The 26,646-nt window shown below is 40.3% G+C and carries 21 protein-coding genes, 14 tRNA genes, 3 rRNA genes and 1 pseudogene; 5 read left to right on the top strand and 34 right to left on the bottom strand.

Annotated elements, in window-relative coordinates:
• Positions 1-692: 692 nt before the first annotated feature.
• The 5 genes from AN957_RS01545 to AN957_RS01525 all read right to left on the bottom strand — a co-directional run bounded on the left by AN957_RS01545 (position 693) and on the right by AN957_RS01525 (position 4,501).
• Entirely contained in the window at positions 693-1,259 is a 567-nt protein-coding gene (locus tag AN957_RS01545) for a histidine phosphatase family protein (protein ID WP_056681934.1), read from the bottom strand.
• A 126-nt stretch (positions 1,260-1,385) separates the two neighbouring features.
• Positions 1,386-2,765, bottom strand: coding sequence for a DUF4179 domain-containing protein (locus AN957_RS01540; protein WP_053477960.1), 1,380 nt, complete (start codon positions 2,763-2,765; stop codon positions 1,386-1,388).
• Positions 2,750-3,319 carry a sigma-70 family RNA polymerase sigma factor gene (locus AN957_RS01535; protein WP_053477959.1) on the bottom strand — a complete coding sequence of 190 codons (570 nt, stop codon included), beginning with the start codon at positions 3,317-3,319 and terminating at the stop codon, positions 2,750-2,752. Before AN957_RS01535 ends, AN957_RS01540 begins: the two co-directional genes overlap by 16 nt.
• Before the next feature lie 162 nt (positions 3,320-3,481).
• Positions 3,482-3,913, bottom strand: a complete 432-nt coding sequence (locus AN957_RS01530; protein WP_053477958.1) for a DUF5367 family protein — start codon at positions 3,911-3,913, stop codon at positions 3,482-3,484.
• Positions 3,914-4,501, bottom strand: a complete 588-nt coding sequence (locus tag AN957_RS01525) for a TetR/AcrR family transcriptional regulator (protein ID WP_053477957.1) — start codon at positions 4,499-4,501, stop codon at positions 3,914-3,916.
• Between the two features lie 223 nt (positions 4,502-4,724).
• On the opposite strand from AN957_RS01525, the gene AN957_RS01520 reads away from it, so the two are divergent.
• The 3 genes from AN957_RS01520 (at position 4,725) to AN957_RS01510 (ending at position 6,316) form a co-directional block, all read left to right on the top strand.
• Positions 4,725-5,075, top strand: coding sequence for a VOC family protein (locus AN957_RS01520; protein ID WP_053477956.1), 351 nt, complete (start codon positions 4,725-4,727; stop codon positions 5,073-5,075).
• Between the two features lie 125 nt (positions 5,076-5,200).
• Positions 5,201-5,803, top strand: a complete 603-nt coding sequence (locus AN957_RS01515; protein ID WP_053477955.1) for a DedA family protein — start codon at positions 5,201-5,203, stop codon at positions 5,801-5,803.
• An 18-nt stretch (positions 5,804-5,821) separates the two neighbouring features.
• Positions 5,822-6,316, top strand: coding sequence for a DinB family protein (locus AN957_RS01510; RefSeq protein ID WP_056681931.1), 495 nt, complete (start codon positions 5,822-5,824; stop codon positions 6,314-6,316).
• 528 nt (positions 6,317-6,844) lie between these two features.
• On the opposite strand, the gene AN957_RS01505 is transcribed toward AN957_RS01510, so the two are convergent.
• From AN957_RS01505 to AN957_RS01420, 18 genes are all read right to left on the bottom strand, one after another.
• A tRNA-Asn gene (locus AN957_RS01505) sits at positions 6,845-6,916 on the bottom strand.
• A 15-nt stretch (positions 6,917-6,931) separates the two neighbouring features.
• Positions 6,932-7,008: transfer RNA gene (locus AN957_RS01500), tRNA-Ile, on the bottom strand.
• Between the two features lie 16 nt (positions 7,009-7,024).
• Positions 7,025-7,098 (bottom strand) — tRNA-Gly (locus AN957_RS01495).
• 10 nt (positions 7,099-7,108) lie between these two features.
• Positions 7,109-7,182 (bottom strand) — tRNA-Cys (locus tag AN957_RS01490).
• 11 nt (positions 7,183-7,193) lie between these two features.
• A tRNA-Gln gene (locus tag AN957_RS01485) sits at positions 7,194-7,268 on the bottom strand.
• A gap of 72 nt (positions 7,269-7,340) precedes the next feature.
• Positions 7,341-7,416, bottom strand: a tRNA-His gene (locus tag AN957_RS01480).
• Between the two features lie 17 nt (positions 7,417-7,433).
• Positions 7,434-7,509: transfer RNA gene (locus AN957_RS01475), tRNA-Phe, on the bottom strand.
• Positions 7,510-7,522: 13 nt separating this feature from the next.
• Positions 7,523-7,599 (bottom strand) — tRNA-Asp (locus tag AN957_RS01470).
• 3 nt (positions 7,600-7,602) lie between these two features.
• A tRNA-Met gene (locus AN957_RS01465) sits at positions 7,603-7,676 on the bottom strand.
• A 164-nt stretch (positions 7,677-7,840) separates the two neighbouring features.
• Positions 7,841-7,933: transfer RNA gene (locus tag AN957_RS01460), tRNA-Ser, on the bottom strand.
• A gap of 12 nt (positions 7,934-7,945) precedes the next feature.
• Positions 7,946-8,019 (bottom strand) — tRNA-Met (locus AN957_RS01455).
• Positions 8,020-8,043: 24 nt separating this feature from the next.
• Positions 8,044-8,119: transfer RNA gene (locus AN957_RS01450), tRNA-Ala, on the bottom strand.
• A gap of 70 nt (positions 8,120-8,189) precedes the next feature.
• Positions 8,190-8,265 (bottom strand) — tRNA-Val (locus AN957_RS01445).
• Positions 8,266-8,269: 4 nt separating this feature from the next.
• Positions 8,270-8,344: transfer RNA gene (locus tag AN957_RS01440), tRNA-Glu, on the bottom strand.
• A 43-nt stretch (positions 8,345-8,387) separates the two neighbouring features.
• Positions 8,388-8,504: ribosomal RNA gene (gene rrf, locus AN957_RS01435) — 5S ribosomal RNA — on the bottom strand.
• Between the two features lie 64 nt (positions 8,505-8,568).
• Positions 8,569-11,501, bottom strand: a 23S ribosomal RNA gene (locus AN957_RS01430).
• Positions 11,502-11,819: 318 nt separating this feature from the next.
• Positions 11,820-13,370: ribosomal RNA gene (locus AN957_RS01425) — 16S ribosomal RNA — on the bottom strand.
• The 16S, 23S and 5S rRNA genes sit together here with 14 tRNA genes alongside, the layout of an rRNA operon.
• Before the next feature lie 414 nt (positions 13,371-13,784).
• Positions 13,785-14,654 (bottom strand): LysR family transcriptional regulator, encoded by an 870-nt coding sequence (locus AN957_RS01420; protein ID WP_053478068.1) that lies wholly within the window; start codon positions 14,652-14,654, stop codon positions 13,785-13,787.
• Between the two features lie 170 nt (positions 14,655-14,824).
• Between AN957_RS01420 and AN957_RS01415 the strand changes: the two genes are divergently transcribed.
• Entirely contained in the window at positions 14,825-15,991 is a 1,167-nt protein-coding gene (locus AN957_RS01415) for an MDR family MFS transporter (protein ID WP_053478067.1), read from the top strand.
• 51 nt (positions 15,992-16,042) lie between these two features.
• On the opposite strand, the gene AN957_RS01410 is transcribed toward AN957_RS01415, so the two are convergent.
• From AN957_RS01410 to AN957_RS01365, 10 genes and pseudogenes are all read right to left on the bottom strand, one after another.
• Positions 16,043-16,501: a GNAT family N-acetyltransferase gene (locus AN957_RS01410; RefSeq protein WP_053478066.1), complete on the bottom strand. Its 459-nt coding sequence runs from the start codon at positions 16,499-16,501 to the stop codon at positions 16,043-16,045.
• Between the two features lie 77 nt (positions 16,502-16,578).
• Positions 16,579-17,466, bottom strand: a complete 888-nt coding sequence (locus tag AN957_RS01405) for a DMT family transporter (protein WP_056681928.1) — start codon at positions 17,464-17,466, stop codon at positions 16,579-16,581.
• Positions 17,467-17,527: 61 nt separating this feature from the next.
• Entirely contained in the window at positions 17,528-18,340 is an 813-nt protein-coding gene (locus AN957_RS01400; protein WP_053478064.1) for a TrmB family transcriptional regulator, read from the bottom strand.
• Positions 18,341-18,533: 193 nt separating this feature from the next.
• Complete coding sequence (locus tag AN957_RS01395) at positions 18,534-18,974, bottom strand: DUF6157 family protein (protein ID WP_231690159.1); 441 nt, start codon at positions 18,972-18,974, stop codon at positions 18,534-18,536.
• 73 nt (positions 18,975-19,047) lie between these two features.
• The gene (locus AN957_RS01390; RefSeq protein ID WP_053478062.1) at positions 19,048-20,259 is read right to left on the bottom strand and encodes a multidrug effflux MFS transporter; all 1,212 of its coding nucleotides are present in this window, start codon (positions 20,257-20,259) and stop codon (positions 19,048-19,050) included.
• A 5-nt stretch (positions 20,260-20,264) separates the two neighbouring features.
• Positions 20,265-20,938: pseudogene (locus tag AN957_RS01385) on the bottom strand (HAD family hydrolase).
• 96 nt (positions 20,939-21,034) lie between these two features.
• Positions 21,035-21,595: a GNAT family N-acetyltransferase gene (locus AN957_RS01380; RefSeq protein WP_053478061.1), complete on the bottom strand. Its 561-nt coding sequence runs from the start codon at positions 21,593-21,595 to the stop codon at positions 21,035-21,037.
• A 227-nt stretch (positions 21,596-21,822) separates the two neighbouring features.
• Positions 21,823-22,836 carry a serine hydrolase domain-containing protein gene (locus tag AN957_RS01375; RefSeq protein WP_053478060.1) on the bottom strand — a complete coding sequence of 338 codons (1,014 nt, stop codon included), beginning with the start codon at positions 22,834-22,836 and terminating at the stop codon, positions 21,823-21,825.
• A gap of 3 nt (positions 22,837-22,839) precedes the next feature.
• Complete coding sequence (locus AN957_RS01370) at positions 22,840-23,418, bottom strand: nucleotidyltransferase family protein (protein ID WP_056681925.1); 579 nt, start codon at positions 23,416-23,418, stop codon at positions 22,840-22,842.
• Between the two features lie 71 nt (positions 23,419-23,489).
• A complete protein-coding gene (locus AN957_RS01365; protein ID WP_053478058.1) occupies positions 23,490-24,104 on the bottom strand; it encodes a LysE/ArgO family amino acid transporter in 615 nt (204 codons plus the stop codon).
• A 129-nt stretch (positions 24,105-24,233) separates the two neighbouring features.
• Here AN957_RS01365 and AN957_RS01360 point away from each other — a divergent pair, with 129 nt between their 5' ends.
• Positions 24,234-25,682, top strand: coding sequence for an aminotransferase-like domain-containing protein (locus tag AN957_RS01360; RefSeq protein WP_053478057.1), 1,449 nt, complete (start codon positions 24,234-24,236; stop codon positions 25,680-25,682).
• A 98-nt stretch (positions 25,683-25,780) separates the two neighbouring features.
• Here AN957_RS01360 and AN957_RS01355 read toward each other — a convergent pair whose 3' ends face one another.
• Positions 25,781-26,623 (bottom strand): pentapeptide repeat-containing protein, encoded by an 843-nt coding sequence (locus tag AN957_RS01355; RefSeq protein ID WP_053478056.1) that lies wholly within the window; start codon positions 26,621-26,623, stop codon positions 25,781-25,783.
• Positions 26,624-26,646: the final 23 nt, after the last annotated feature.

Genomic DNA, 26,646 nt, shown 5'->3' with positions numbered 1-26,646 from the left:
TATTAGGCACGCCGCCAGCGTTCGTCCTGAGCCAGGATCAAACTCTCCAATAAAGAGTAAGATTAGCTCTTAAGTTTACTACTTGAATTAAACGTTGACGTTTTTGCTTTGTTTAGTTTTCAAAGAACTATTTTGTGACAGGATACTAATATATCATTTTATTTCAATAGTGTCAAATGCTTTTTTGAAATATTCTTCTGTTTCATCAACAGAGGAATTTGATTTTACCATAGATTACTAGAGCTCGTCAACTACAAGAAGATAAAACTTATTTTGCATTTTTTCTTCTAGCTGAGATTTACTATATTAATATATTATTTTATAGAAGTCAATAGTATTACCAAATATATTTGTATAAACAATAACCTGTGATGCGTCAACCCCTTTCCAAATAAATAATACTCTCACTCTTTTTTCAAACACCTCAATCACCCCTTTTAAACTCGGACGACTTTTATATTAAATACGTTTCAAGCTTTTCTCCTTCTCTCCTGCTATATAATGAGGTTTTCTTTCATTATCTTTTAACTCTACTTACTTGTGAATATCTGTCAGTCATCAAACGATTCCGATATAGCTTATTTTCTCAATAAGAAATAAGCAAAATTAACTCCTGACAAAGGAAGCTAATATAGTTACCTAATAAATGAATAAAACTAGGAATAACCGTTTCTTCTAATAGGTTTTTCCTTTTAAGTGCTGAATGAGTACGTTGTACAATTCCAGTGTTTTGCACTTGTTTTTCTATTGCCTTCCCAGCCCATATTCTCTAGTTCTTCTGCTATTAATCGATTAAAAAATCCATGTCCAACTAAAACGACTGAATGATGTTCTTCTGCATACTTCACTAATTGAATGGCTGCCCGTTCGGCTCTCTGTCTAGCATTCGCTAAAGACTCACACTGTCTTGCATAGCCACTATACCATAAGCACCTTAAGAAAATGGCCCAGCTATTTGGACTAAATTTTACTCTCCATTTACTTGATAGAACAGGTAATTCTGCTTCGCGAAACAAGGAATCAGAAATGACTCTTTTCTGTTGATGTAATAGACTTGCAGAATCAATCGACCTTTTTAGATCACTCGTAACTAGCAGGTTCGCTGCTGCTACCTTTTCAAGCGTTCTCTCTGGGTAATTATTCTCTTCAAAAACCCCACTGGTATCATACTTTTTGACCCAGTCCTGAAATTCTTGACTTGTTAATCGGTTGTTTTCTATCTGCTTTGATTTTCCATGCCTGATTAATGAAATTTCCATCATATACTCCTGTTATTTTTTATAAGGGGATCTATTTACTGTTTCTATTATATTTCAAATCATCCTTTTTTTATTGCGTATGAATGTGAAAAAGGGACAGAGTCCTTCTGTCCCCGTCCCTACTCCTTATCTCATTTCGTCAGCTGATACTTTTATTTCTAGCTCTTCTATAACCTCAGGAGCTTTTTCCTGAAGATATCTAACAAATAACTTATCTTTAGGTAAATCAAGAAACAATTCTTCTACTATATAAGTGTTATTACCGAGATACTCGCGTTTCATTTCAACGCCATGATGCCAATTGCCTTCTGCACTTTTTAACACAAGTGGTGAGAAATTTTGATAAAAGGCAAAACTGCTTTTATATTCATACTTAATCACTGCTGAATTATCTTCTTGCTTAATATCAGTAATTTTCATTGTACCCCTTTCACCTAGATTGAGCAGCTGGTTCTTCGCTTCAGGTAGTTCAACTAACCGCTCCTGAATAACTAAATCTTCATTACTCTTATTTTTAAATAATTGGATCTTCAATTCTTCTACTTCTTTGTCCAGTGGTTCGAATAACAAAGTGGCTTCTCTTAATGAATACCAACGGTTATCTTGTTTAATTTGGGTACCACCCCACCCTCCAGAGCTAGAATTAGAAACCTCTTTAATCACTCTGTCTTCTTGGTCAAGCAGGCGGATAGTCAACCAATCATCTTCTAGTTTGTTCTGATATGGTTCTTTATGTTGTAGTTTAATAGCCGTCGAGATAGGACTTAAGGTTATTTGTTTTAATGTAAGTTCTTCTCCCTCATAGCTTGCTTTTTTAGTAAAAGCAACCTTCTTAATTTCAGGTGTCTTCTTAATTGGAATCTTGAAAATAAATTTAAAATTCTGTTCCTGCCTATTATTAATAGTACCCTTGTATAAAAAATCAGCCTTAAATTCATCCGGCATATCCGATACTGCATACGTAAACATTGAGTAGCCAATCACCTCATGCTCAGAAACTTGCGTGAACTGATTACTTGAAGTACGACCGCCTATTAACCTGCCAACATCAGGGAAATGCAAATTAATATCATATGAACTAAAATTCTTAATCGGTTCTTCTGACTTAATCGAATAACTAATTGATAACCTCATCCCATCATAAACCGCTTCCTGAATTTCCATACTGATGCCATTTTCACTCTGTTGCTGCTGGATATTTTGTTTATCCTTAGTAGCAGCCCCTTTAAGACCTCCATCACCCAAGAATTGAAAGATCGATTCAAAGAAAGGTAGTTTAACTAAAGCCAATACTGAGTTAGTTGGCATATAGATGGCTGCACCTACCATCATTAGTACGATAACTGCCGGTAATAATACCTTTTTCTTTTTTCCAATAACACTTCGGCGGTCTCTTTTCTCTTTGAGCTTAGCATATACTTGCAGCTGATCTTCTCGATTAAATTCTACCTCTTCAAAGAGTTCACTGCTTTGTATTTTTTTATCGTGGTTCAAATATCCTCCCATTCGTATCCCTCCTCTTCTAATAATTTCTTAAGCCGCTCTCTTCCCCGTGTCAGCCTTGTTTTGACTGTATTCGCAGAAATCTTTAGAATTGCAGATATTTCTTCTACCGAAAAATCCTTATAGTAATATAGAAAAATAATTTCTTTATACTTAGGACTTAAAGATAGAACGATCTTTTTCACTCGAGTTTCCCGGTCCTTATACAGTAAATTTACTTCAGGATTTAATTCTGTATGCTCCTCTTTTTCCAGCTTGGCAAATGAAAAAATTCTTCTGAAATAACTGCTTTTCAAATAATCTTTACATTGGTTTATCGTAATTCTGTATAGCCATGTTTTTACAGATGATTCTCCTTTGAACTTATGAAGATTCTGATAACAGCTAATAAAAACCATTTGCACGATATCCTTTGCTTGTGTAGCGTCCTTCACATAAGAGAAAGCAAGTGAGGTTAATTCTGTGCCATACTCTGTCATTAACCCCTCTATAACAGCATCTATCGTTTTTTCCTTTGTAAGTGCATAATATGATTCACTTTTCTCTTCTATATACAAGACTATCCCCCCTTTATAGAATTCGTACTTAGACGATGTACCACTCAGTCTGGTTTCATTTTTACAAAAAAAAAGATCCGTACAGATTAGCACGTACCTTCTAATTGTTATGGTACTAAATTCTACTCAGATTCTATCGTAAAACGAACTTGCATCTATACACTACTGCATCAGTTCGGGCAGGGACGGGGAACCTAAGTCTCTCTTTTTAACTTCATTTATTAATATAGGAATGATTAAATATAAAGCATACGCAAAGGACATCCATACCGTAAATGCGATAATCTGCGAATGGCTTAATTCAGGAAAAATAATTTGGTGGTAAGCTATGGAGAATGTGTCTAATGATAGACCTATGATTGTACCAATAATTCCAAATTTAATGGCTGCGTTTTTTGATCGATCAAAAAAAAGGTATAGAGAAGTAACAGCAAACAATAATACCCCTGTGCCAGCAATTAATATAAGTGTACTAATGACAAATGAAGCTGTGCCAGGACTAAAGAGAACTTGTTTCCCAAATAGAACAAAAAACAAAGTGGCTAAGAACCATACTATCACTCCCCATAATACAGTTAAAAAGTGCCCCTTCATTTATCTATTATCCTCCTCTGCATGCATACTGGTAAATCCTTCAAATAAATATTCTAGCTCCTCATAAACCTTATCAACTGAGAATTTTCTGTTCAAAAGGGCCTGAATCGCCAATCCGTCTGCGATGGCATTAAATAATATTCCCCATGTATCATCGGAGACTCCATCTACTGGCGATTTGCTCCATACCTTTTTAAGATTTTCAGATAAAGCCATATTTTCATTTATCAAAATATCTCCAAGATGATCTTTTATTTTTGGATTATTAAATCCCGCAACCATTAATGAAAAAAATAATTTATGAAAAAATGAATCCTCTCTACAACGACTTTTTGCTGATTGTAATGATTGTTTAATTATCCCTTCATTAACCTGTGATATTTCTTCCCAGGAACTCTCACAAATATCTTGTACAATATCTACTAATATTTGCTCCTTCGTTCTAAAGTGATAATAAACCGTCCCTTGAGTCACGCCTGCTTTTTCTGCAACTGCTCTTAAAGTAAACTTTTCTATCCCACTATCAACTAAACATTGCTTTGCAAAATGGATTAATTCTCCTTTATTAATTACATTCGGCTTAGCCATTTTATCACCTTTTATTAGTTATTCAACTAACTAACTTAATCTACTTTTAATAATATACATAAAATTCTTGCCATTCAACCTTAAAAACATGCTAAACCGCAATATTTGATGCAGACCACAAAACTTTAAAAACTAAGCAGTAACTTTTATTGAAGGATTTTATTGGAAAAGGGAGAATACTTAAGCATTGACTTTAAACAATTTACGGAAAGAGGGAAATAGAGTGGGAAAAGTGATTGGATTTGAACTAAATAGCCAGGAACCCGAAAAAGCTGCAAAGTTTTATTCTACTGTCTTTGGCTGGGAGATCGCAGAGCCTCATTGGGATTATCGGGAAGTATCAACAGGTAAGGATGCTCAGAATGGAATGAATGGCGGGATTGCAAAAGGTCCGCATGATTATCCTCACGGCACACGCATACAAATTGAAGTGGATTCAATTAATACAGCTATATCTAATGCTAAAAATAACGGAGCTATCATTGTACGAGACAAAATGGAATTTGACCATTTTTATCTTGCTTATTTAGTTGATCCAACCGGGCTTGGGTTCGCCCTTATTCAAAAAAAATAAACGAGGTAACTGCATCCCCTTCTACTTCTTAAGACTTAGTTGAACTTACTTCTTCAGCATCTATTTGATTTTTTAAAGATCCTTTATGCTTTAAGTATTCGTTTTTTAAACTTGGAGTGAGAGTGATGACTGAATTCTTATTGAGTCTTATAGAAAGTTGGGGAATTGCAGGTGTTCTTCTTTCCTTGTTTATTGAAGGAAGTGCGTTCCCCTTTATCGGTACATTCTTTATTGTAACCATTGGCTTTATCATTGATTTAACATGGTTTGAAATTGGCTGTATTTCGCTGCTAGGAAGCTTTTTGTATGCAATTGGCAGCTATATACCCTATTATATTGGCTATAAACTTGGCAACTCCGTTGAAAACAGATTAAGTGCAGCAAAGAAAGAAAGTTTAGCAAGAGCAAAAGCATCTTTCAGCAAGTATGGCGTATGGAGTGTTGCTATTTCAAGCCCTCTTCATTTAGGAAATATTGTTCCTTTCCTAGCTGGCATGTCTAATATGAAACTTCATCTATATACTTTACTCACTATGGTTGGAATCGCTCCTACTACCTTTCTGTTTTTAAGCATCGGACAATTTTACAAAGGTGATACCGAATCAATTATAAAAATGATTACTAACTATCAGACATTACTGCTTTTAGGGCTAGTCATTGTTACCATTCTATTTATTAGTTGGAAATCATATGATAATCGTCAACATAAGAAAGCTGAATATTTATAATGAAAGAGCGTGATCTGTATGTTTCATGTTAAAGATGTTATAGCCGATCAGTTATTAGCAAATGCAAATGATCCTAGCTGGTATCTTCCATTTACTGACTCAGTTGAACATTTAACAGAAAAAGAAGCTTTTTGGAAGCCTAACAAGGATTGTCATAGTATCGCTGAAATTGTACAGCATTTACTTTATTGGAATGAAACATGGCAAACGAGATACAAAGAATCAAATGTCAAAGCTGTTTCGCCATTAGATAATAATAATGAAAGCTTCATTATCCCGGATAATCAAAGTTTTCAGAACCTAAAAGAACGCTTACTGCTTATCCTTTTACAGTGGCAGGATCTTCTAACAGCTGAAAAAGTAGAAAGTGATGTATACGGATTCCCTGAAAAAGTGAAATGGTGGGAGGTACTTGGGAATGTAACTACCCATAATGCCTATCATATTGGTCAAATCATTTATATTCGAAAGCTACAACAAAGCTGGGATGCTAAAAATATTAGTAATGACTAATTGATAATAAACAAAAAGCCCAATTTCGCAATAAAACTCTGTGAAATTGGGCATTAATTATTCAATATTCCTATGCAATTATTAATGATACTTTTTCAAAAAACATTAATCCTATTCCTTTTTATCAATAGTAAGACCGCCGAGCTTATTAGAAATTCATTTGAGAATTATATTTCTTTCTTTTTGGGCTTAAATAAAGGTAGCTGCAAACCAAATTACTAAACCAAGAACACCAAAATAAACAATAATAAAAACGGGATTATTGAAATGCCTCCATTTATATATCCCCTGCTATTGCAATTTCTCCATATATAACCTATGAAAAATATAGCATATATTAGAACATTGATAATCAAAAATAGAGATCCAGACTGTTAAACCATATCTGTATACTTTTCTAGAATAAACAACAAAGGATTACTAACTTTCCAAAAAGACATGTTAGTTAATCCTTATAAATAGTATAAATATTTTTCGTCCAAAACCGCATAGCTCTACGACACTGTGCTTCTTCAAATATAAAATTGACTCCGCAGGTAGGACTCGAACCTACGACCGATCGGTTAACAGCCGATAGCTCTACCACTGAGCTACTGCGGAATAATAAATCATTTATGGTGGGCCTAAATGGACTCGAACCATCGACCTCACGCTTATCAGGCGTGCGCTCTAACCAGCTGAGCTATAGGCCCATTATATTATAAATAATGGAGCGGGTGAAGGGAATCGAACCCTCGACAACAGCTTGGAAGGCTGTGGTTTTACCACTAAACTACACCCGCATATTAAAATTGGAGGCAGCAACCGGATTTGAACCGGTGATAAAGGTTTTGCAGACCTCTGCCTTACCACTTGGCTATGCCGCCTTAAAAAATAATGGCTGGGCTAGCTGGATTCGAACCAACGCATGTCGCAGTCAAAGTGCGATGCCTTACCGCTTGGCTATAGCCCATTGAAATTTCATCATCAATTACATCATTGAAAAAACTACATGATCTAACCAATTCTACATAAATTACACAAATGGGGCGGCTGATGGGAATCGAACCCACGAATGTCGGAACCACAATCCGATGCGTTAACCACTTCGCCACAACCGCCATATTTAGAATGAAAATGGTGGCTCAGGACGGAATCGAACCGCCGACACAAGGATTTTCAGTCCTTTGCTCTACCGACTGAGCTACTGAGCCAAATACAAAAAAATGGCGGTCCGGACGGGACTCGAACCCGCGACCTCCTGCGTGACAGGCAGGCATTCTAACCAACTGAACTACCGGACCATATTGCGGGGACAGGATTTGAACCTGCGACCTTCGGGTTATGAGCCCGACGAGCTACCGAACTGCTCCACCCCGCGATAGTAATATTATAAATTTTTAATTATGCAATTATCTTACAGTTAAAATAACCGCCCCGATTTCGGGAAGATTATTCAAGCAGCAGCTCAATCGGTGCGCTGAAGTAATTCCTTCGAAGCGTTTTCGATCGTGCTCCACCCCGCGATAGTAATATTAAATTAAATGGAGGAGGAAAGGGGATTCGAACCCCTGCGCGGTTTGACCCGCCTGTCGGTTTTCAAGACCGATCCCTTCAGCCGGACTTGGGTATTCCTCCATATTAAATAAGTAGCGGCAGAGGGGATCGAACCCCCGACCTCACGGGTATGAACCGTACGCTCTAGCCAGCTGAGCTACGCCGCCAAAATATTATGTTAATAATCTATATGGTGGAGCCTAGCGGGATCGAACCGCTGACCTCCTGCGTGCAAGGCAGGCGCTCTCCCAGCTGAGCTAAGGCCCCATAAAATAAAAAGAAAAACAAAATACGCGAACTATCGGCATTCAATTGGGAAATACCGGTATAAAAATTATGGTGGAGGATGACGGGATCGAACCGCCGACCCTCTGCTTGTAAGGCAGATGCTCTCCCAGCTGAGCTAATCCTCCAAAATGGTGACCCCTACGGGATTCGAACCCGTGTTACCGCCGTGAAAGGGCGGTGTCTTAACCGCTTGACCAAGGGGCCCATATTAAATTAGACGAAAAAAATAGCCCAACATTAGGGCCTAGCCTGGCGGCGTCCTACTCTCACAAGGGGACAGCCCCTAACTACCATTGGCGCTGAGAAGCTTAACTGCCGTGTTCGGGATGGGAACGGGTGTGACCTTCTCGCTATCGCCACCAGACTATTTTTAGTTAAAGGATTATTCCTTCAAAACTAGATAACAGACAGACATCATGTATTTCATTTTGGTTAAGTCCTCGACCGATTAGTATTTGTCAGCTCCACGTGTCACCACGCTTCCACCTCAAACCTATCAACCTGATCATCTTTCAGGGGTCTTACTAGCTTGACGCTATGGGAAATCTCATCTCGAGGGGGGCTTCATGCTTAGATGCTTTCAGCACTTATCCCTTCCGCACATAGCTACCCAGCGATGCTCTTGGCAGAACAACTGGTACACCAGCGGTGCGTCCATCCCGGTCCTCTCGTACTAAGGACAGCTCCTCTCAAATTTCCTGCGCCCACGACGGATAGGGACCGAACTGTCTCACGACGTTCTGAACCCAGCTCGCGTACCGCTTTAATGGGCGAACAGCCCAACCCTTGGGACCGACTACAGCCCCAGGATGCGATGAGCCGACATCGAGGTGCCAAACCTCCCCGTCGATGTGGACTCTTGGGGGAGATAAGCCTGTTATCCCCGGGGTAGCTTTTATCCGTTGAGCGATGGCCCTTCCATGCGGAACCACCGGATCACTAAGCCCGACTTTCGTCCCTGCTCGACTTGTAGGTCTCGCAGTCAAGCTCCCTTATGCCTTTACACTCTTCGAATGATTTCCAACCATTCTGAGGGAACCTTTGGGCGCCTCCGTTACTTTTTAGGAGGCGACCGCCCCAGTCAAACTGCCCACCTGACACTGTCTCCTGCCCCGATCAGGGGCATGGGTTAGAATTTCAATACAGCCAGGGTAGTATCCCACCGATGCCTCCACCGAAGCTGGCGCTCCGGCTTCCAAGGCTCCTACCTATCCTGTACAAGCTGTACCGAAATTCAATATCAGGCTACAGTAAAGCTCCACGGGGTCTTTCCGTCCTGTCGCGGGTAACCTGCATCTTCACAGGTACTATAATTTCACCGAGTCTCTCGTTGAGACAGTGCCCAGATCGTTACGCCTTTCGTGCGGGTCGGAACTTACCCGACAAGGAATTTCGCTACCTTAGGACCGTTATAGTTACGGCCGCCGTTTACTGGGGCTTCAATTCAGAGCTTCGCGTAAGCTAACCCCTCCTCTTAACCTTCCAGCACCGGGCAGGCGTCAGCCCCTATACTTCGCCTTGCGGCTTCGCAGAGACCTGTGTTTTTGCTAAACAGTCGCCTGGGCCTATTCACTGCGGCTTTTCAGGGCTATTCACCCTAAAAAGCACCCCTTCTCCCGAAGTTACGGGGTCATTTTGCCGAGTTCCTTAACGAGAGTTCTCTCGCTCACCTTAGGATTCTCTCCTCGCCTACCTGTGTCGGTTTGCGGTACGGGCACCTTATCCTCACTAGAGGCTTTTCTTGGCAGTGTGGAATCAGGAACTTCGGTACTATATTTCCCTCGCTGTCACAGCTCAGCCTTCACGCAAACGGGATTTTCCTCGCTTGCAGCCTAACTGCTTAGACGCACATATCCAGCAGTGCGCTTACCCTATCCTCCTGCGTCCCCCCATTGCTCAAACGGAGTTTGGTGGTACAGGAATATCAACCTGTTGTCCATCGCCTACGCTTTTCAGCCTCGGCTTAGGTCCCGACTAACCCTGAGCGGACGAGCCTTCCTCAGGAAACCTTAGGCATTCGGTGGATGGGATTCTCACCCATCTTTCGCTACTCATACCGGCATTCTCACTTCTAAGCGCTCCACCAGTCCTTGCGGTCTAGCTTCAACGCCCTTAGAACGCTCTCCTACCACGGACATCGTAGATGTCCATCCACAGCTTCGGTGATACGTTTAGCCCCGGTACATTTTCGGCGCAGAGTCACTCGACCAGTGAGCTATTACGCACTCTTTAAATGGTGGCTGCTTCTAAGCCAACATCCTGGTTGTCTAAGCAACTCCACATCCTTTTCCACTTAACGTATACTTTGGGACCTTAGCTGGTGGTCTGGGCTGTTTCCCTCTTGACTACGGATCTTATCACTCGCAGTCTGACTCCCATGGATAAGTCTTTGGCATTCGGAGTTTGTCTGAATTCGGTAACCCGATGGGGGCCCCTAGTCCAAACAGTGCTCTACCTCCAAGACTCTTTCTACATGAGGCTAGCCCTAAAGCTATTTCGGAGAGAACCAGCTATCTCCAAGTTCGATTGGAATTTCTCCGCTACCCACACCTCATCCCCGCACTTTTCAACGTGCGTGGGTTCGGTCCTCCATTCAGTGTTACCTGAACTTCAACCTGGACATGGGTAGATCACCTGGTTTCGGGTCTACGACCACATACTCATTCGCCCTATTCAGACTCGCTTTCGCTGCGGCTCCGTCTATTCAACTTAACCTCGCATGTAATCGTAACTCGCCGGTTCATTCTACAAAAGGCACGCCATCACCCATAAACGGGCTCTGACTACTTGTAGGCACACGGTTTCAGGATCTCTTTCACTCCCCTTCCGGGGTGCTTTTCACCTTTCCCTCACGGTACTGGTTCACTATCGGTCACTAGGGAGTATTTAGCCTTGGGAGATGGTCCTCCCTGCTTCCGACGGGATTTCTCGTGTCCCGCCGTACTCAGGATCCACTCTGGAGGGAACGAAGTTTCAACTACAGGGCTTTTACCTTCTCTGGCCGGCCTTTCCAGACCTGTTCATTTACCTCGTTCCTTTGTAACTCCGTGTAGAGTGTCCTACAACCCCAAGAGGCAAGCCTCTTGGTTTGGGCTAATCCCGTTTCGCTCGCCGCTACTCAGGGAATCGCGTTTGCTTTCTCTTCCTCCGGGTACTTAGATGTTTCAGTTCCCCGGGTCTGCCTTCAATACCCTATGTATTCAGGTAAAGATTCTATCCCATTACGGATAGAGGGTTCCCCCATTCGGAAATCTCCGGATCAAAGCTTACTTACAGCTCCCCGAAGCATATCGGTGTTAGTCCCGTCCTTCATCGGCTCCTAGTGCCTAGGCATTCACCGTGCGCCCTTTCTAACTTAACCTACTTCGGTCAATGATCAACTGCGCATCTCGGCGTCAGCTCTCTCGCTGTGCTCCTCACGTACTGAGTACGTTCCGGTGCTCGCTCGGTCGCTTCCTTGATCTGCTTGTTGCTCATTGCCCTCATGGTTTACACTCTTACTTGGTTTTAAAAACTCAATATAAGAGAAAAAACTAAGATGGCGATTACTCGGTTATTCTTCTTTATTACATTATCTAGTTTTCAAAGAACAAAAAAGTTTCGAGAGAAAATTACTCTCTCAAAACTGAACGAACAATGAAACGTCTTTTAATGAAGTTAGACTTCATTTCATCCTTAGAAAGGAGGTGATCCAGCCGCACCTTCCGATACGGCTACCTTGTTACGACTTCACCCCAATCATCTGTCCCACCTTAGGCGGCTGGCTCCTTGCGGTTACCCCACCGACTTCGGGTGTTACAAACTCTCGTGGTGTGACGGGCGGTGTGTACAAGGCCCGGGAACGTATTCACCGCGGCATGCTGATCCGCGATTACTAGCGATTCCGGCTTCATGCAGGCGAGTTGCAGCCTGCAATCCGAACTGAGAATGGTTTTATGGGATTGGCTAAACCTCGCGGTCTTGCAGCCCTTTGTACCATCCATTGTAGCACGTGTGTAGCCCAGGTCATAAGGGGCATGATGATTTGACGTCATCCCCACCTTCCTCCGGTTTGTCACCGGCAGTCACCTTAGAGTGCCCAACTGAATGCTGGCAACTAAGATCAAGGGTTGCGCTCGTTGCGGGACTTAACCCAACATCTCACGACACGAGCTGACGACAACCATGCACCACCTGTCACTCTGTCCCCCGAAGGGGAACGTCCTATCTCTAGGATTGTCAGAGGATGTCAAGACCTGGTAAGGTTCTTCGCGTTGCTTCGAATTAAACCACATGCTCCACCGCTTGTGCGGGCCCCCGTCAATTCCTTTGAGTTTCAGCCTTGCGGCCGTACTCCCCAGGCGGAGTGCTTAATGCGTTTGCTGCAGCACTAAAGGGCGGAAACCCTCTAACACTTAGCACTCATCGTTTACGGCGTGGACTACCAGGGTATCTAATCCTGTTCGCTCCCCACGCTTTCGCGCCTCAGTGTCAGTTACAGACCAGAAAGTCGCCTTCGCCACTGGTGTTCCTCCAAATCTCTACGCATTTCACCGCTACACTTGGAATTCCACTTTCCTCTTCTGCACTCAAGTCTCCCAGTTTCCAATGACCCTCCCCGGTTGAGCCGGGGGCTTTCACATCAGACTTAAGAAACCACCTGCGCGCGCTTTACGCCCAATAATTCCGGACAACGCTTGCCACCTACGTATTACCGCGGCTGCTGGCACGTAGTTAGCCGTGGCTTTCTGGTTAGGTACCGTCAAGGTACCGCCCTATTCGAACGGTACTTGTTCTTCCCTAACAACAGAGTTTTACGATCCGAAAACCTTCATCACTCACGCGGCGTTGCTCCGTCAGACTTTCGTCCATTGCGGAAGATTCCCTACTGCTGCCTCCCGTAGGAGTCTGGGCCGTGTCTCAGTCCCAGTGTGGCCGATCACCCTCTCAGGTCGGCTACGCATCGTCGCCTTGGTGAGCCGTTACCTCACCAACAAGCTAATGCGCCGCGGGCCCATCTGTAAGTGATAGCCGAAGCCATCTTTCAGCTTTTCTACATGAGTAGAAAAGGATTATCCGGTATTAGCTCCGGTTTCCCGAAGTTATCCCAGTCTTACAGGCAGGTTGCCCACGTGTTACTCACCCGTCCGCCGCTAACCTTTGGGAGCAAGCTCCCTCAGATTCGCTCGACTTGCATGTATTAGGCACGCCGCCAGCGTTCGTCCTGAGCCAGGATCAAACTCTCCAATAAAGAGTAAGATTAGCTCTTAAGTTTTAAAACTTGAATTTACGTTGACGTTTTGCTTTGTTTAGTTTTCAAAGAACTATTTTGTGACAGAATTTTATTATATCATACTGTCGAAATGTTGTCAATTACTTTTTTGAAATAATTTCTGTGACAACAACAGATTTACATCTTATCAAATTAAACCGACTTTTGTCAACAACTAAAAAATTAAATAAATGAAAATTTATATCATTCATCTGATCTTTCAGCTGAGATATATTATATTACAATCATTTCTCTTAAAAATCAATAGCAAAATAGAAAAATCTTTTTTCAATATTGATCACTCACAAAAATTAACGACACTACTACTTCTTACAATTTATACTGCACAAATGGATTTCATCCTCTAAGCCATTTACTTTTGCCTAAATTATTTTACATTCTATCCGCAGCTTGCATCATGTAATCTAACAAATGCTTTACTGCTTCATACTTGCGTTTAGGATAAATGATATAGCTTTGAATGAAAGGTGCTTTTACTTTTGATCGATAGCGAAGCTCTGTAAGCTCCCCTTCTTGGATGAGTGTGTCAGCAATAGCAGATGGCAGCAGTCCGATAAAATTATCATTTTGCAAATAATGGATATATAATGAGGCATGATCAACTTGTAAAGCAAATACTTGCTTACCGACGCATTCTTCAAACCATAATTTATAACCTGGTCCCCACTCCATATGAATATAAGGCAATGCCGTTAAAGTACTTAAATCAATTTCCTCGGTAAAAGGATTATCCGCTCTGGCAACCAACTTAATTTCCTCACTTTTAAAGTTCACTACCTCTATTTCCGGATGGGATGGAGGAATATAGACGACGCCAAAATCAATGACACCATCAAGGATATGCTGCACGATATCCCACGAATGACCTGTTATAAAACGAAGAGCCGTTTTGGGATGTTTTATTTGAAAGTCTTTCATAATAGGGAAGAGCAAATAATCCCATAATGAATGTAGACTCCCTACGACTAGCGAGCTATCAAATTTTTCCTCCAAGTTCAGCTTTCTTGACCCTTCATCAACAAGTTCGACAATTCTTTTAGCATAATCCAATAATTCCTTTCCAGCAGCAGTCAGATGAACCTGGCGATTATCCCTTTCAAACAACATTTTGCCAAGGGAATGTTCCAACGCTTTAATTCTCATCGTTATAGTTGATTGCGACACATACATTAAATCAGCAGATTTAGTAAAGTTTTTTGTCTGTGCGACAGACAAAAAAGCACGAAGTTGTTGAATTTCCATTTCCCTCATCCTAACGATTCGATTTTATAATTAATACCATTGTAATTATTCGTTATACAAATAGCAAAGCCGTTGATACACTTTGTATTAAAGAGCATCGCTGACTTTGTAATTTAATATAGCTATTCATTCATTTATTTCTAAATTAGTCAAACAAAGGTGGGAACCAGATGAAAGCCATTCGATTATTATTAGTTAACTCGTTTCTTATGAACGTAAGTTTTTTTGCCTTTATTCCATTTTTATCTGCCTATATTACAGGAAACTTAGCCCTTTCCGCCGGAATCGCCGGGGTTGTCCTTATGCTCCGCCAATTAACACAGCAAGGTACATCCTTTCTCTCAGGAATACTCGGCGATCGCTTTGATTACCGGCTGATGATTAGTATCGGGATGATCTTGCGTGGGGCTGGATTCCTGTTGTTCGCCTTTTGCACTACCCCATTTGAATTAATTACTGCAGCTATTATTACAGGGATAGGAGGTTCATTATTTGAACCAACAAGCAAAGCTGCACTAACAATCTTTACTCCCTCTAAAAAGCGAGGCGACATTTTTTCTCTTGATAAAATCGTACGTCACTCAGGGATCATATGTGCTGGTATATTGGGCGGAATCTTATTGCAGCTTGACTTTTTCTACTCTTCTCTCGTTTGTGGAGGTATTTTTATCATCAGCGGCATCCTTACCTTTCTAATTCTTCCGAATGAAAAGGTAGCTGTCCCAAAGCAATCATTTGCGGATTCTTGGAAAAAAGTTAAGTCAGATCGTTTATTTATCTTTTTTACGATTAGCATGATCGGGTTTTGGTTCATGTTTATGCAATTATATTTAACGATTCCATTACATGCTGCAAAGGTATTTAACCATTCATCATATGTCTCAAGTCTATTTATTGTGTATGGAATCATCGTCGTTTTCTTTCAATATCCGCTGCAAAAATGGACAAAGAGATTTCAGAGATTATCAGTTATTAAAATAGGAATGAGCATTATGGGAGCAGGAATATTATTAGTCGGATTATCTGATAACTTCCTACTATTTTGGATAGGTTTTTGCACATATGCCGTTGGAATCATGCTCGTGGAACCAACCTCTTATGAATACACAGCGGATATAGCACCTCCTCAGTTTTCAGCCAGCTATTTTGGTTTTTCATTACTTGCGATGGCTATCGGTGGAGGCATTAGCCAAGGTGCCGGCGGATGGCTGTTTGAGCATATGCCGCAAGTCAACTGGATGATCGGAGCATTAGCAGGCATTTTCTCAGCATTATGTATACACGTGCTGCAATGGAGGAGGAGTAAATACGTTTCATTAAATGAGGTAAGCAGATAATAAAATATAAACAACAGGAGACGAACAGCACTCAGTACTATTCGCCTCCTGTTATTTATTAACCCTTAATTCCATAACAACGCCGAAAACAGGTCCACTGTCATCTACTTCACCATTTAAATAAAATCCAAACGATTCATATAATCTTTGAGCAGGTTCATTGTCGGGATGAAGACTTAAATAAATCTTTTGACAAGCATATTGCTGCTGAATATATTCAAGTAAAAGAGGCAAAAATTGTTTAGCATACCCATTGCCTTGATATCGGTAATCAATCATGAAACGATCAAGCCAAGCACTTTGATTTACTTCTGATGGCCATCCATACATGGCATACCCAACAAGTATTTCACCATCATACAGCCCCACAGAAACCCCATTGTTTTCGAATTTTGATTCCGCTAAGGAGTAAGCATTACTTTCAATAAATTGAGTTTGTTGTTCAGATACTGATAAACCAGCCACTAAACGCCAATTGTCTGCTGTTACTTCACGGATGTGAAGAGACATAATTCCATCTCACTTTCTTTTTTCCTAGACTGTTAAGTTACTTTATCTATATTAGCTTTTCCATCGAAATACTCCTGCTATCCAGCAGCTACTTTTTCTATATTTTTAGCCTTTTTGGGCGAATAACTAATCCCCGCAAACACTAGAAAAATTCCTACTAATTGGAAAATATCAGGGCGGTAATTCAAAATAAGCACATCTAATAAAATAGCAACAATCGGATCAATAAATACCAAAATAGCAATCGTTTGCGCCTTTAGCTCACGTAAGCCGCTGAAAAATAAGTAAAAGACAAATCCAGTATGAATGAACCCTGTAACAAGTATATAAAACCAATTTTCAAAGGTAAGATGAAGAAAGTTTGACCAATCTACTAATGGAAACAATAAAATAATCCCCAATGTTGTTTGAATAACTGTTGTCGCCAGTGGACTAAGGGTTTGGATCCCCTTACCCGTGATGGAAGTAAACGCATAGAATAATGCTGCTGCAAATGCCCAAAGAACCCCATTTGATAGGAAATCAGCAATAGATGATTGTTGGTGAATTCCTCCAACCAACAAGGTACCTAAAAAGCAGATAAAGAAAAACAACATTCCTAATCCGGTTATTTTTTCTTTAAAGATGAAAGTGCCTAGAAGAAGTACAATGACTGGCGCTAAATGATAGATGGAAACCGCCACAGTAATAGGCATGACCTCGATTGAACGAAAGAAAAAGACCCAGTTTATGACAAGAAAAACACCACAAAGCAGCGCAAGTATATACTCCCGGCGAGGAATAACCGTCTTTTTCTGATTTTTTGTTTTTAACGAATGGAATCCCCAGATTATTCCCAGAAGTATACTTGCACAAACGCAGCGGACGAAAACCAATTCAATGGAGGGAAGTCCGGTTTTTATTGAAAATAAACCAATAGAACCGAATATAGCCATTGAGAGCGCAAATTTAAGTTTTGGATACATATTGCTTCCTCCTTAAGTAGTTATTACAATAACAACTATATTATTTTGATAAAAAAACAGCTTATTCTAAGCTGTTTTTTCCCGTCATTACTTGAATTAAGTCTTCTCGACTTTTCCAAAGCGCTTCTAGCTTACCGGGGCCGAGCATATTAATAGTTTCTTCTACCATAATATCGTGCCGAATATATTCAGTTGCAATAAGGACAAGGGCAGGATCCGTTGACTTTACAGCCCATTCAGAACCTCTGTCGCTAAATTTCGCAATTAGCGCTTCTTCTTCATCCCGAATGACAATCGTCAAATATCCACCCATTCGTTTGCTAACAATATCTGGTGCCATATAGTTGTGATGATAAGTATGACCTAGCGACTTTTCTTCAGCTCCAAATAAAACTGTAAATATCGGGATGGATCCCTCCTTCTCCCGAATAGCCATTTCAATCTCTTTCACAATCGGTGACCATACGGATAGCCAAATCTCCTTTTTCGAGAGGCGAATCATAGAAATCATTTCTTGAACAATATGCTCATAATGGACAATCCTTGTCACCACATCCACTTTCTGGTCACTTTCAAACATAGTTAGCGACGTTTCCAGCCATTCTAATGATGTATTCATCTCTTCTTTTAGACGAGAAAGCAGCTGTTTCGGCTCAACCGGTTTGTAAACAATAGGATCGGAAGGAACTGTTTGAATTGCTCCTTTATCAAGGAGTTTCCCCAGTACTTCATAAATCATGGATCTTGGAACGCCAGAACGCTTGCTTAATTCATAACCGGTAACAGCGGGTGATTTCAATAAACCTATGTATGCTTTGCATTCATACTTTGAAAAACCATGTTTTTGCAATTCTATAATAGCTTTATCCTCCATATGCCCCTCCACGATAGTAGTTATATTACTAACAACTATAATCGAATTATAATAAAAAGTCTATAGATAAATCTTAATAGACTGATTTATACAAAAACAATGACAAGTAATGTCCCTTAGACAAATAATAAAACGAGCATGACAATGCCCGTTCTCGATTTTTCCTCTGGAATCGATAATGATGTTGTTAGTCTTAGGACCGTAAACGGCTGTTTCGCATAGCGGGCAGTAGTTTTAGTTCATTGCCTTCGTTCAAAAGATACTTTTGATAATCTGAAGATTCAAGACCGTAGAGAGCAATCTTCCCCGCACGATCAAAATGAAGCCCCCATCCGTATTTTTTTGGAAGCATCGAGGCTCTTAAACAAGCCTGGGATTTTTGAAATAGCTCTTCTCTAATCTGAGTTCCTCTTGCCCGCAGCTCTTCCTCTGGAATCAATTTATGGCGTATATATACCTCAAAAATTAGACCCTCCTGAGTGTATGTATATGGATGGCTTGAGAGAAGATCATATTCAATCCGGGATTTGGTTGCACCTCCCTTTCGAAGAGGAGGCACAATTCCTTCCATTGCCAGGCAATCTGGCGCAACGGTAATAAATGTCTGATAATAATTGATATCCTTCTTTTTCAACATCTTCCCTCCTTTCTCACAGAAATACTATATTCTTTTTCCCTATTCTACTAACATTTAATATTGCAAATGGCTATTTGTTTCGCTTTTGCAAAAGAATACTATATAAAAGCAAAGCACCTAGATTAAAAATCGCAATAATAATTGTCATTGGAACTGCGCTTTGTTCACCAGCAATACCTACTAACGGAGAAACAATGGCTCCCCCTATAAACGGCAATAAACCAAGGAGTGCAGAAGCACTTCCAGCAGACCTTCCTTGACTTTGCATGGCTAATGAAAAGGAGGTTGTCGATACAATCCCAACACTTGCCACAACTAGAAATAATGCAATTGCCATAGCAAATAAAGAAAGATGTAAAAAGGTAACGAAAAGCAAAACTATACTTCCTGCAGCTGCAAGAACAATCCCGCCCATTAATAGTTTTACTTCATTAATGGTATTAGCTAAGCGCCCAGTTATTTGAGCCGAGGCAATAATTCCTATTCCATTCAGCGCAAATAATAAACTAAATTGCTGCGGCGTTACATTGTAAAGGTTTTGCAGGACAAAAGGGGAACCCGCAATATACGCAAACATGCTTGTTGATATAAATGCTTGCGTCAGCGCAAATCCCATAAACAGGCGATCCTTAACAAGATTGCGGAACGTCTTTAGTGTAGCCAGCATACCACTTTCTGACCTTTTCTCTTCAGGCAAGGTTTCTGGCAGGAAAAGAGCAACAACAAGAAACATCACTAATCCGATAATTCCTAGAATAATAAATACGGTTTGCCAACTAGCAAACTGTAAAATAACCCCACCCGAAATAGGTGCAAGAATCGGCGCCGCACCGTTGACAAGGGCTAAGAGTGAAACAAACTTCGTTAAATCTTTGCCCGTATATTGATCTCGTGCGGTTGCCCGAGCAATGACAATTCCTGCTGCTCCTGTCAGACCTTGAATAAAACGGAGCAAAATAAGGACCCATACATTTGGACTGAACGCACATAAAACAGACGAGACCGAATAAATGATTAATGTCAGTACAAGCGGTTTCCGCCTCCCCTGTATATCACTTAACGGTCCAAAAAATAATTGTCCTAGTGCCAGACCTAATAAACAAAAGGTTAAACTCAACTGTGCAAGAGAAGCAGTTGTCTGCAAGTCATCCGCCACTATCGGCAAGGATGGCAAATACATATCTAAAGATAGTGGACCAAAGGCTGTCAAGGAGCCCAATATAAGGACCATCCATACTTTCGCTAATGGTTTCTTTACATGAATTTGTTGTAGAGAATTCATAATTACTAATAAGTCCTTCCTTCTTGGGATTCAACAATTTTGAGCAGTTCCATTAAATCATTAATAATGAAATCTGCTTCAGCATGCCCCCAGTATATGTCCTTTTTCCATACCGCTGACAGTCCTATATTTTTAGAGCTCAGCACATCATTTTCTGGGTGGTCACCCACGTACATACTTTCATAGGCTGCCGCATCCAATTTACTTAATGCCCTCTTAAATATTTCTGGATTCGGCTTTTTTATTCCTTCCCATTCAGAAATTAGAATGGCATCAAAATAGTTTTCAATCCCTAAAACCTTAATATTATCCATTTGAAATTTTCCTTGTCCATTCGTAATGATCCCTAAGCGGATGGATCTTTCCTTTAAACTTTCTAATATGTTTATGAGATTAGGAAAAGGAACACAGCAGCTGCTAAATTCATTTATACAGTCCTGATGTAAGATCTCCTGGGATATTCCGCTAATATTAAATTTACCGATCAATTGCTGATAAACCTTATTCTTTCCAACATATCCTCTCTGTTCTAATTCTATAAACCTAGAAGTATACTTCTCTATTGGAATATGTCCTAAATATTGATATAGCCGCTTGTATTGTTCATCTAAAAAATTTTTAACGATGCATCTCGATTTAATAACGTACCATCTAAATCAAATAAAACCGCTTTAATCACTTTGCGCTCCTTATTCATATTATAGTAAATTAACTTCGTAGCATTTTGATAGAAACGAAATAAGACCGCCTTTCGACAGCCTTATATTTCCACCATTTAAATTATTTTGGCATATACACAAGTATCTCTTAGTTCATTCGTTTCAGCAGATAATCCTTCGTTCCTTAGGATACCTTCCAATACAAAGCCCAATCTTTCCGGAATTGCGCGGCTTTTTATGTTTGTTGATTCACAGCGTATTTCTATTCTTCGAGCCTTTAGCTCGTTTACCGCAAAGTCTGTAATGCCTTGAACCGCCTCTGTCATATATCCTTTACCGCTATGTCTTGTATCAATCCAATAGCCTATTTCAAATTTCGGAATCGACCAATTGATTCTATGTAATCCAGAGGAAGCAATAAATTCTCCTGTTTCCTTTAAGAAAACAAGCAACCTCAAGTCATCTCTCTTTAAAAAGTTAATATATGACTCTCTAATATTAATTTCTACATCTGTTTCCGACTGTTCCTTCTGAGCAAACGGCATCCATGGCTTCAGCTCAGTGATTGAAGCTTTAATAGAATCATATACCACCTTTCCATCTCCTGGTCTCGGCATTCGTATGATTAGTCTTTCTGTTTCAAACTCCTCAGGAAAGTCATATAATAATGGATTCATAGCCCTCATCCTTTAGCGTTTTATATAGTTATAACGAATTCACTCCGATCGCACAAGCAATTTCATGAAAAATCATAAATATTTAAAATGGATTGCGGTAATTTTGTCGAAAAATCGATATATCCTTAATTTCGTAGATATATGAGTCACTTTCGTAGATATATCTTAAATTTCGTAGATAAATGGGCTAATTTCGCAGATAAATTATGATGGTACTCAATAATTTTTTATATGCACTTCATTACAGTATCCCCAAATGCACGAATATCTGCTAAATAATCGTATCCAGGAGGGGAACCAAAGCTATTAAACATGCGAACAGCAATGATATTGTGTTTAGGAATCACTAATAACGCTACACTTGTATATCCAAGTATTTGAAAAGAACCCTCAGGCACAAGTTCCCCTATTTCCGTCTTCTTTGCAGGCAGATTCTTCACAAACCATAAAAAGCCGTTTTGGGGAAGATCCATATTTATTAATTCGGGACTTTGCAGAGAGGTAGCCAGCCGAATGATCTCCTTTGCCACGACTTGTTTTCCATCAATACACCCCTGCTTTAAATGAAGATATCCCCAATAAGCAAGCTCTCTTGTGGATACATACATGTTTTTCTTATTTCCATCCGTCCCTTTGTCAGTAGACCAAAACTTGTTATCTGGGTCTCTGATCACTTCCGCTAATTTCTCACTATGGTCATCATGCCAGCCTGTTTCATTAAATGCTAAAGGATTGAAAACCTGTTCTTTTAAGATTTCAGCAATTGATTTACCTGTGGAACAGTGGATTATTTGCGTCAATATTTCTATGCTTATTTCTCGATATGCCCAGCTCTGCCCTGGCGGAAATTCACGAATGTTATTCCCCTCAAATCTATCTAATCCATGGGTATGCGTTAGCAAGTGCCTAATCGTTGTATTACCAAAAACTTCAGTATGTACTGCAGGCAGATATTTCACTGCTTCATCATCAATTGATTGAATGTAACCATTATATATCGCGTATGCAGCTGCAAAACCGATATAACTTTTTCGGACAGACGCTACATGAAATTGGGAGTCTTCTTGAACCGGACGTGCATCAGGAGCTTTTGAGTGCTTTCCCCAATATGCTTCCGAAGCAATTTGGTCATTGTGAATAACCATTACACTCGCACCAGAGCAATCTACCATGTTAGATGTATTTCTAACATGTAATTCAACAGACTGGAATTGGTTATTTAATTTCTTTTTCAGCTTCAATCGTCATGTACCTCCTACTATATGGATGACTGTTACCTTATTCCAAACAGAGCTCCAGTCCTTTTTCTTCAACCGCTCCTCGTAAATTAACGTAAGTTCTTTCGTTTCTTTGAAAAAAGGGGTAGGTTTTACCTCCATATTTAATACATCCCTAATTCCACAAGGTGCAGTCAAAATCAGATTGTCGCCATCATCAAGCTTAACTCCTAGTGCGGTAACTGTTTCAGGAAATTTTGAAATCGCATCAACAGAAGAAAGATACGGAGGAAAATGATTAATAACATGCATTCTCGCTTGGTTCTTTACCGACCAAGGAATAGCCGGCAGACGTGAATGAAGCTCTTTTTCAAGCCTTTTTTCCTCTGATTCATCCAGATTCGTCTGATCAAAGTAGATAACATCTACATCTGGTATTCTCGTTCTCTCACTAAACCCGTGAAGCACATCCCAAATTTTCGATCTAACAACCCCCGCACAAATCCACCAATCAGGTAAATTCAATTCTTTTGCATTCCGTAAAAGCTCCATCATCCATTGATCTTCTTTAATTATTGCAATTATATCTTCTTTACTTTTAAGCATCTGGAAAACTCCTTTTTAAAAGGGATATATAACTATTTCGTCTATTCTTATAAAATTCCTTTTAACGAGATTCATATAATAAGCGAACACCCAATATAAACAGCTGTTCCCCACATGACGATTGCCGATACTTTATTTAATACCATTAGCAATCTACCTGATTTGTCCATCTTCCCTGTGATTCTTCCAGCAACGCCTAACCCCATAAACCATGCCCAGGAAACAAAGATGCACACGACAGCAAATGCCGCCTTTTCATTTCCTGCATACTTTAATGAACTCGTCCCTATTACACCGATTGTATCTAGAATAGCATGTGGATTCAGCAGTGAGACTGACATGGCAAATACCATTTGCTTTTTCGGGGTGAACGAAACAATCGTAGTCTGTTCATTACTCTCCGGTTTACTTCTCCAAGTAACAAACCCCATATAGATTAAAAACAAAAAACCCGCAGTGAGAAGAATGACTTTTAACCAAATGTATTCAAGAACAACAACCGACACCCCTAAAACAGCCAGGGAAATTAATAGCGTATCGCAAATAGAGGCAGTCATAATGACTGGCAGCACTCTTCGAAACTGAGACTGAACCGCACCTTGATTAAAAACAAATACATTCTGCACACCCAATGGCAAGATTAACCCAAATGCTAAAATGAACCCATGAAGAATTGCTTCTAACATGTATACATCCCCCACTTTCTTCATGCTCCCATTGTATAAAAATTAAATGGCACAATCTCCAACCAATTGGTTGTGTTTATTTCCAACCAATCAGTTTATAATGGTATAAAAATTAGAAAGTGTGATTGTATGTCGGATGAATGGAAACTAAATAGATCATCTTCAATTCCCCTTCATCACCAAATATACGAATATTTAAAAAGGAAAATAATCAATGGTGAATGGTCGGTCGGAACGAAAATCCCACCTCAACGTGACCTAGCACAAAAATTCCAAGTAAATCGCAGTACGATCGTTTATGCATTAGGAGAGCTTTCTGCGGATGGATTAATCGAGGCTAAAGTAGGAAAAGGCACATTAGTTGTCAATAACACATGGAGTTTACTTGCTGCCACACCACCGCCTGATTGGATCAGCTATGTAAAATCAGGTGCTTATCATCCAAATACGCAAATCATCCAAGACATTAATGCGGCAGAAACAGACCCCGCCATCATTCGACTTGGTACAGGAGAGCTTTCTCCTGAACTTTTGCCTGCACAAAAAATGAAACAAATATTCCACAGAACCCCTTCGCTTTCTTTAGGGTACTCGGAACCAAAGGGAAGTCTGTACTTACGCGAAATAATAAGTGGATATATCAAATCTAAAGGGATTAACGCCTCCCCATCTTCCATTATGATTGTATCTGGCGGACTTCAAGCGTTACACTTGGTCTCCGTCGGCTTATTGCACCGTGGCTCCACTATCCTGCTTGAAACACCTTCCTATCTAAATTCAGTCCATGTCTTCCAATCAGCAGGAATGAATTTATTTGGTATTCCCATGGATCAAGAAGGGATTCAATCTCAATCAATCGGACGTCTAAAAAGGCAGCATAATGGAGCGTTACTTTATTCAATCCCTACATTCCACAATCCAACAGGGATAGTCATGTCTTTAAATAGACGCATGGAGCTCCTAAATGTATGTATGAAAGAAGGAATCCCCATTATTGAAGATGATGTATATGGAGACCTATGGTTCGAAAATCCGCCACCTCATCCATTAAAATCAATGGATGAGCAGGGGCAAATTTTATACATAGGGAGCATGTCTAAGACTCTTGGACCAGGTTTGAGAATTGGCTGGATCGTTGGTCCGGAGCCTGTCATTGATCGTTTATCAGATATAAAAATGCAAACAGATTATGGATCAAGCTCTTTATCCCAATTTGCGGTTGCTGAGTGGCTGTCAAGCGGGCTTTACAATGACCATTTAGCGGAGATACGAGCTGAATTACTCGTACGGAGAGATTTTACTATAAATCTTCTAAATACATATTTTAAAGATATTGCCACTTGGAATGTGCCTAAAGGAGGCTTTTATATTTGGCTTTCTATCAATAAACAAATTTCCATTCATCTATTGTTTAGAAAAGCCTTAAAAGAAGGAATACTACTAAACCCAGGAAATGTATATGATCGAAGTAACCAGCACCATTTACGCTTGTCTTATTCATATGCTCCAATGGAGCAATTCGAAAAAGGGCTCATTCGGCTGGCAGAGATTATTCATGATCTCATTTGTTTGAGTTAATGTTTAAAATTCAAAGTCAGAGTTTATTCGGCTTCAACTGCCAAATATTATAATAGGCGTATTTTGAAACATGATCTCAAAATACGCCCTTTGTGTGATTACCCCACTTCTAACCAATGTTCTGGGATCCTTAAAGCAGATGGCAATTTCGTATAAACATCTCCCCTAGCCGCATTCACTTGAGCTTGAGTAAGAAAAAGACTTCCTGTGAGATTAGCTCCTCTTAAATCAGCGTCCCTAAAGTCAGCTCCAATTAAGTCAGCCTCTCTCATATCTGCTCCTCTTAAGTCTGCTGCGATTAACAAAGCTCCCCTTAAATTGGCACCTCTAAGGTCAGCCTTTCTTAATTTTGCTGCGATCAGGTCACTTCCCCTGCCTATTTTGCTGTACTTCTTTTGACTTTTCTTTAAAGTGATTTTAGCTCGCACTAGTTCACTTGTTCGAAGAAGTAATTCATTCACTTTCATCCTGTGAGCCGGTATGTCGAGGCTTAAGATAGATTCAGAATGCAGGTTTGTCAGAGATTCTGTTTCTTCTATAGCAGCCCGCAAATCTATATATATTGATTCGGCTTCCTCCTGACAAAGGGCTTCATTTAAGTAATAAAGCATTTCATGAAGCTGCTGCATACGCGGTAAAACATCAAACATTTCCTTAGTTAAGGCTGGATGATCACGCCAGTCTTTTCCAAGATAAGTCACTTGCGATACCTTCTGTCCGGCACCAAAGCACTCATAGGAAACACAGCCTCGAAATCCTTTCTCCCTGAGATGATTATGAATTCCGCAGCGAAAATCTGCTTGTAGGTTAGGACATGGAGTTCCCCCATCCTTATTAAAAGCAAAATCAGCAGATTTCGCATAAGGGAGAGCAACACAGCACAAACCGAAACAATTTTTACAGTCTGAACGTAACTCATCAGGAATTGTATTCTTTTTCATAAAAGCACGTACACTCCCTCTCA

It is taken from the genome of Cytobacillus solani, assembly GCF_001420595.1.
Classification (GTDB): domain Bacteria; phylum Bacillota; class Bacilli; order Bacillales; family Cytobacillaceae; genus Cytobacillus; species Cytobacillus solani.
This window is presented reverse-complemented; position numbering and strand designations above follow the sequence as displayed.

What these genes read in the sequence shown, in the direction of transcription:
- AN957_RS01525 (WP_053477957.1), bottom strand. Translation starts at nt 4,501, where the DNA reads ATGGCTAAGCCGAATGTAATTAATAAAGGAGAATTAATCCATTTTGCA.
- AN957_RS01530 (WP_053477958.1), bottom strand. Translation starts at nt 3,913, where the DNA reads ATGAAGGGGCACTTTTTAACTGTATTATGGGGAGTGATAGTATGGTTC.
- AN957_RS01420 (WP_053478068.1), bottom strand. Translation starts at nt 14,654, where the DNA reads ATGGAAATTCAACAACTTCGTGCTTTTTTGTCTGTCGCACAGACAAAA.
- AN957_RS01360 (WP_053478057.1), top strand. Translation starts at nt 24,234, where the DNA reads ATGTCGGATGAATGGAAACTAAATAGATCATCTTCAATTCCCCTTCAT.
- AN957_RS01365 (WP_053478058.1), bottom strand. Translation starts at nt 24,104, where the DNA reads ATGTTAGAAGCAATTCTTCATGGGTTCATTTTAGCATTTGGGTTAATC.
- AN957_RS01540 (WP_053477960.1), bottom strand. Translation starts at nt 2,765, where the DNA reads ATGGGAGGATATTTGAACCACGATAAAAAAATACAAAGCAGTGAACTC.
- AN957_RS01400 (WP_053478064.1), bottom strand. Translation starts at nt 18,340, where the DNA reads ATGGAGGATAAAGCTATTATAGAATTGCAAAAACATGGTTTTTCAAAG.
- AN957_RS01380 (WP_053478061.1), bottom strand. Translation starts at nt 21,595, where the DNA reads ATGAATCCATTATTATATGACTTTCCTGAGGAGTTTGAAACAGAAAGA.
- AN957_RS01370 (WP_056681925.1), bottom strand. Translation starts at nt 23,418, where the DNA reads ATGCTTAAAAGTAAAGAAGATATAATTGCAATAATTAAAGAAGATCAA.
- AN957_RS01415 (WP_053478067.1), top strand. Translation starts at nt 14,825, where the DNA reads ATGAAAGCCATTCGATTATTATTAGTTAACTCGTTTCTTATGAACGTA.
- AN957_RS01545 (WP_056681934.1), bottom strand. Translation starts at nt 1,259, where the DNA reads ATGGAAATTTCATTAATCAGGCATGGAAAATCAAAGCAGATAGAAAAC.
- AN957_RS01410 (WP_053478066.1), bottom strand. Translation starts at nt 16,501, where the DNA reads ATGTCTCTTCACATCCGTGAAGTAACAGCAGACAATTGGCGTTTAGTG.
- AN957_RS01390 (WP_053478062.1), bottom strand. Translation starts at nt 20,259, where the DNA reads ATGAATTCTCTACAACAAATTCATGTAAAGAAACCATTAGCGAAAGTA.
- AN957_RS01515 (WP_053477955.1), top strand. Translation starts at nt 5,201, where the DNA reads ATGACTGAATTCTTATTGAGTCTTATAGAAAGTTGGGGAATTGCAGGT.
- AN957_RS01405 (WP_056681928.1), bottom strand. Translation starts at nt 17,466, where the DNA reads ATGTATCCAAAACTTAAATTTGCGCTCTCAATGGCTATATTCGGTTCT.
- AN957_RS01510 (WP_056681931.1), top strand. Translation starts at nt 5,822, where the DNA reads ATGTTTCATGTTAAAGATGTTATAGCCGATCAGTTATTAGCAAATGCA.
- AN957_RS01355 (WP_053478056.1), bottom strand. Translation starts at nt 26,623, where the DNA reads ATGAAAAAGAATACAATTCCTGATGAGTTACGTTCAGACTGTAAAAAT.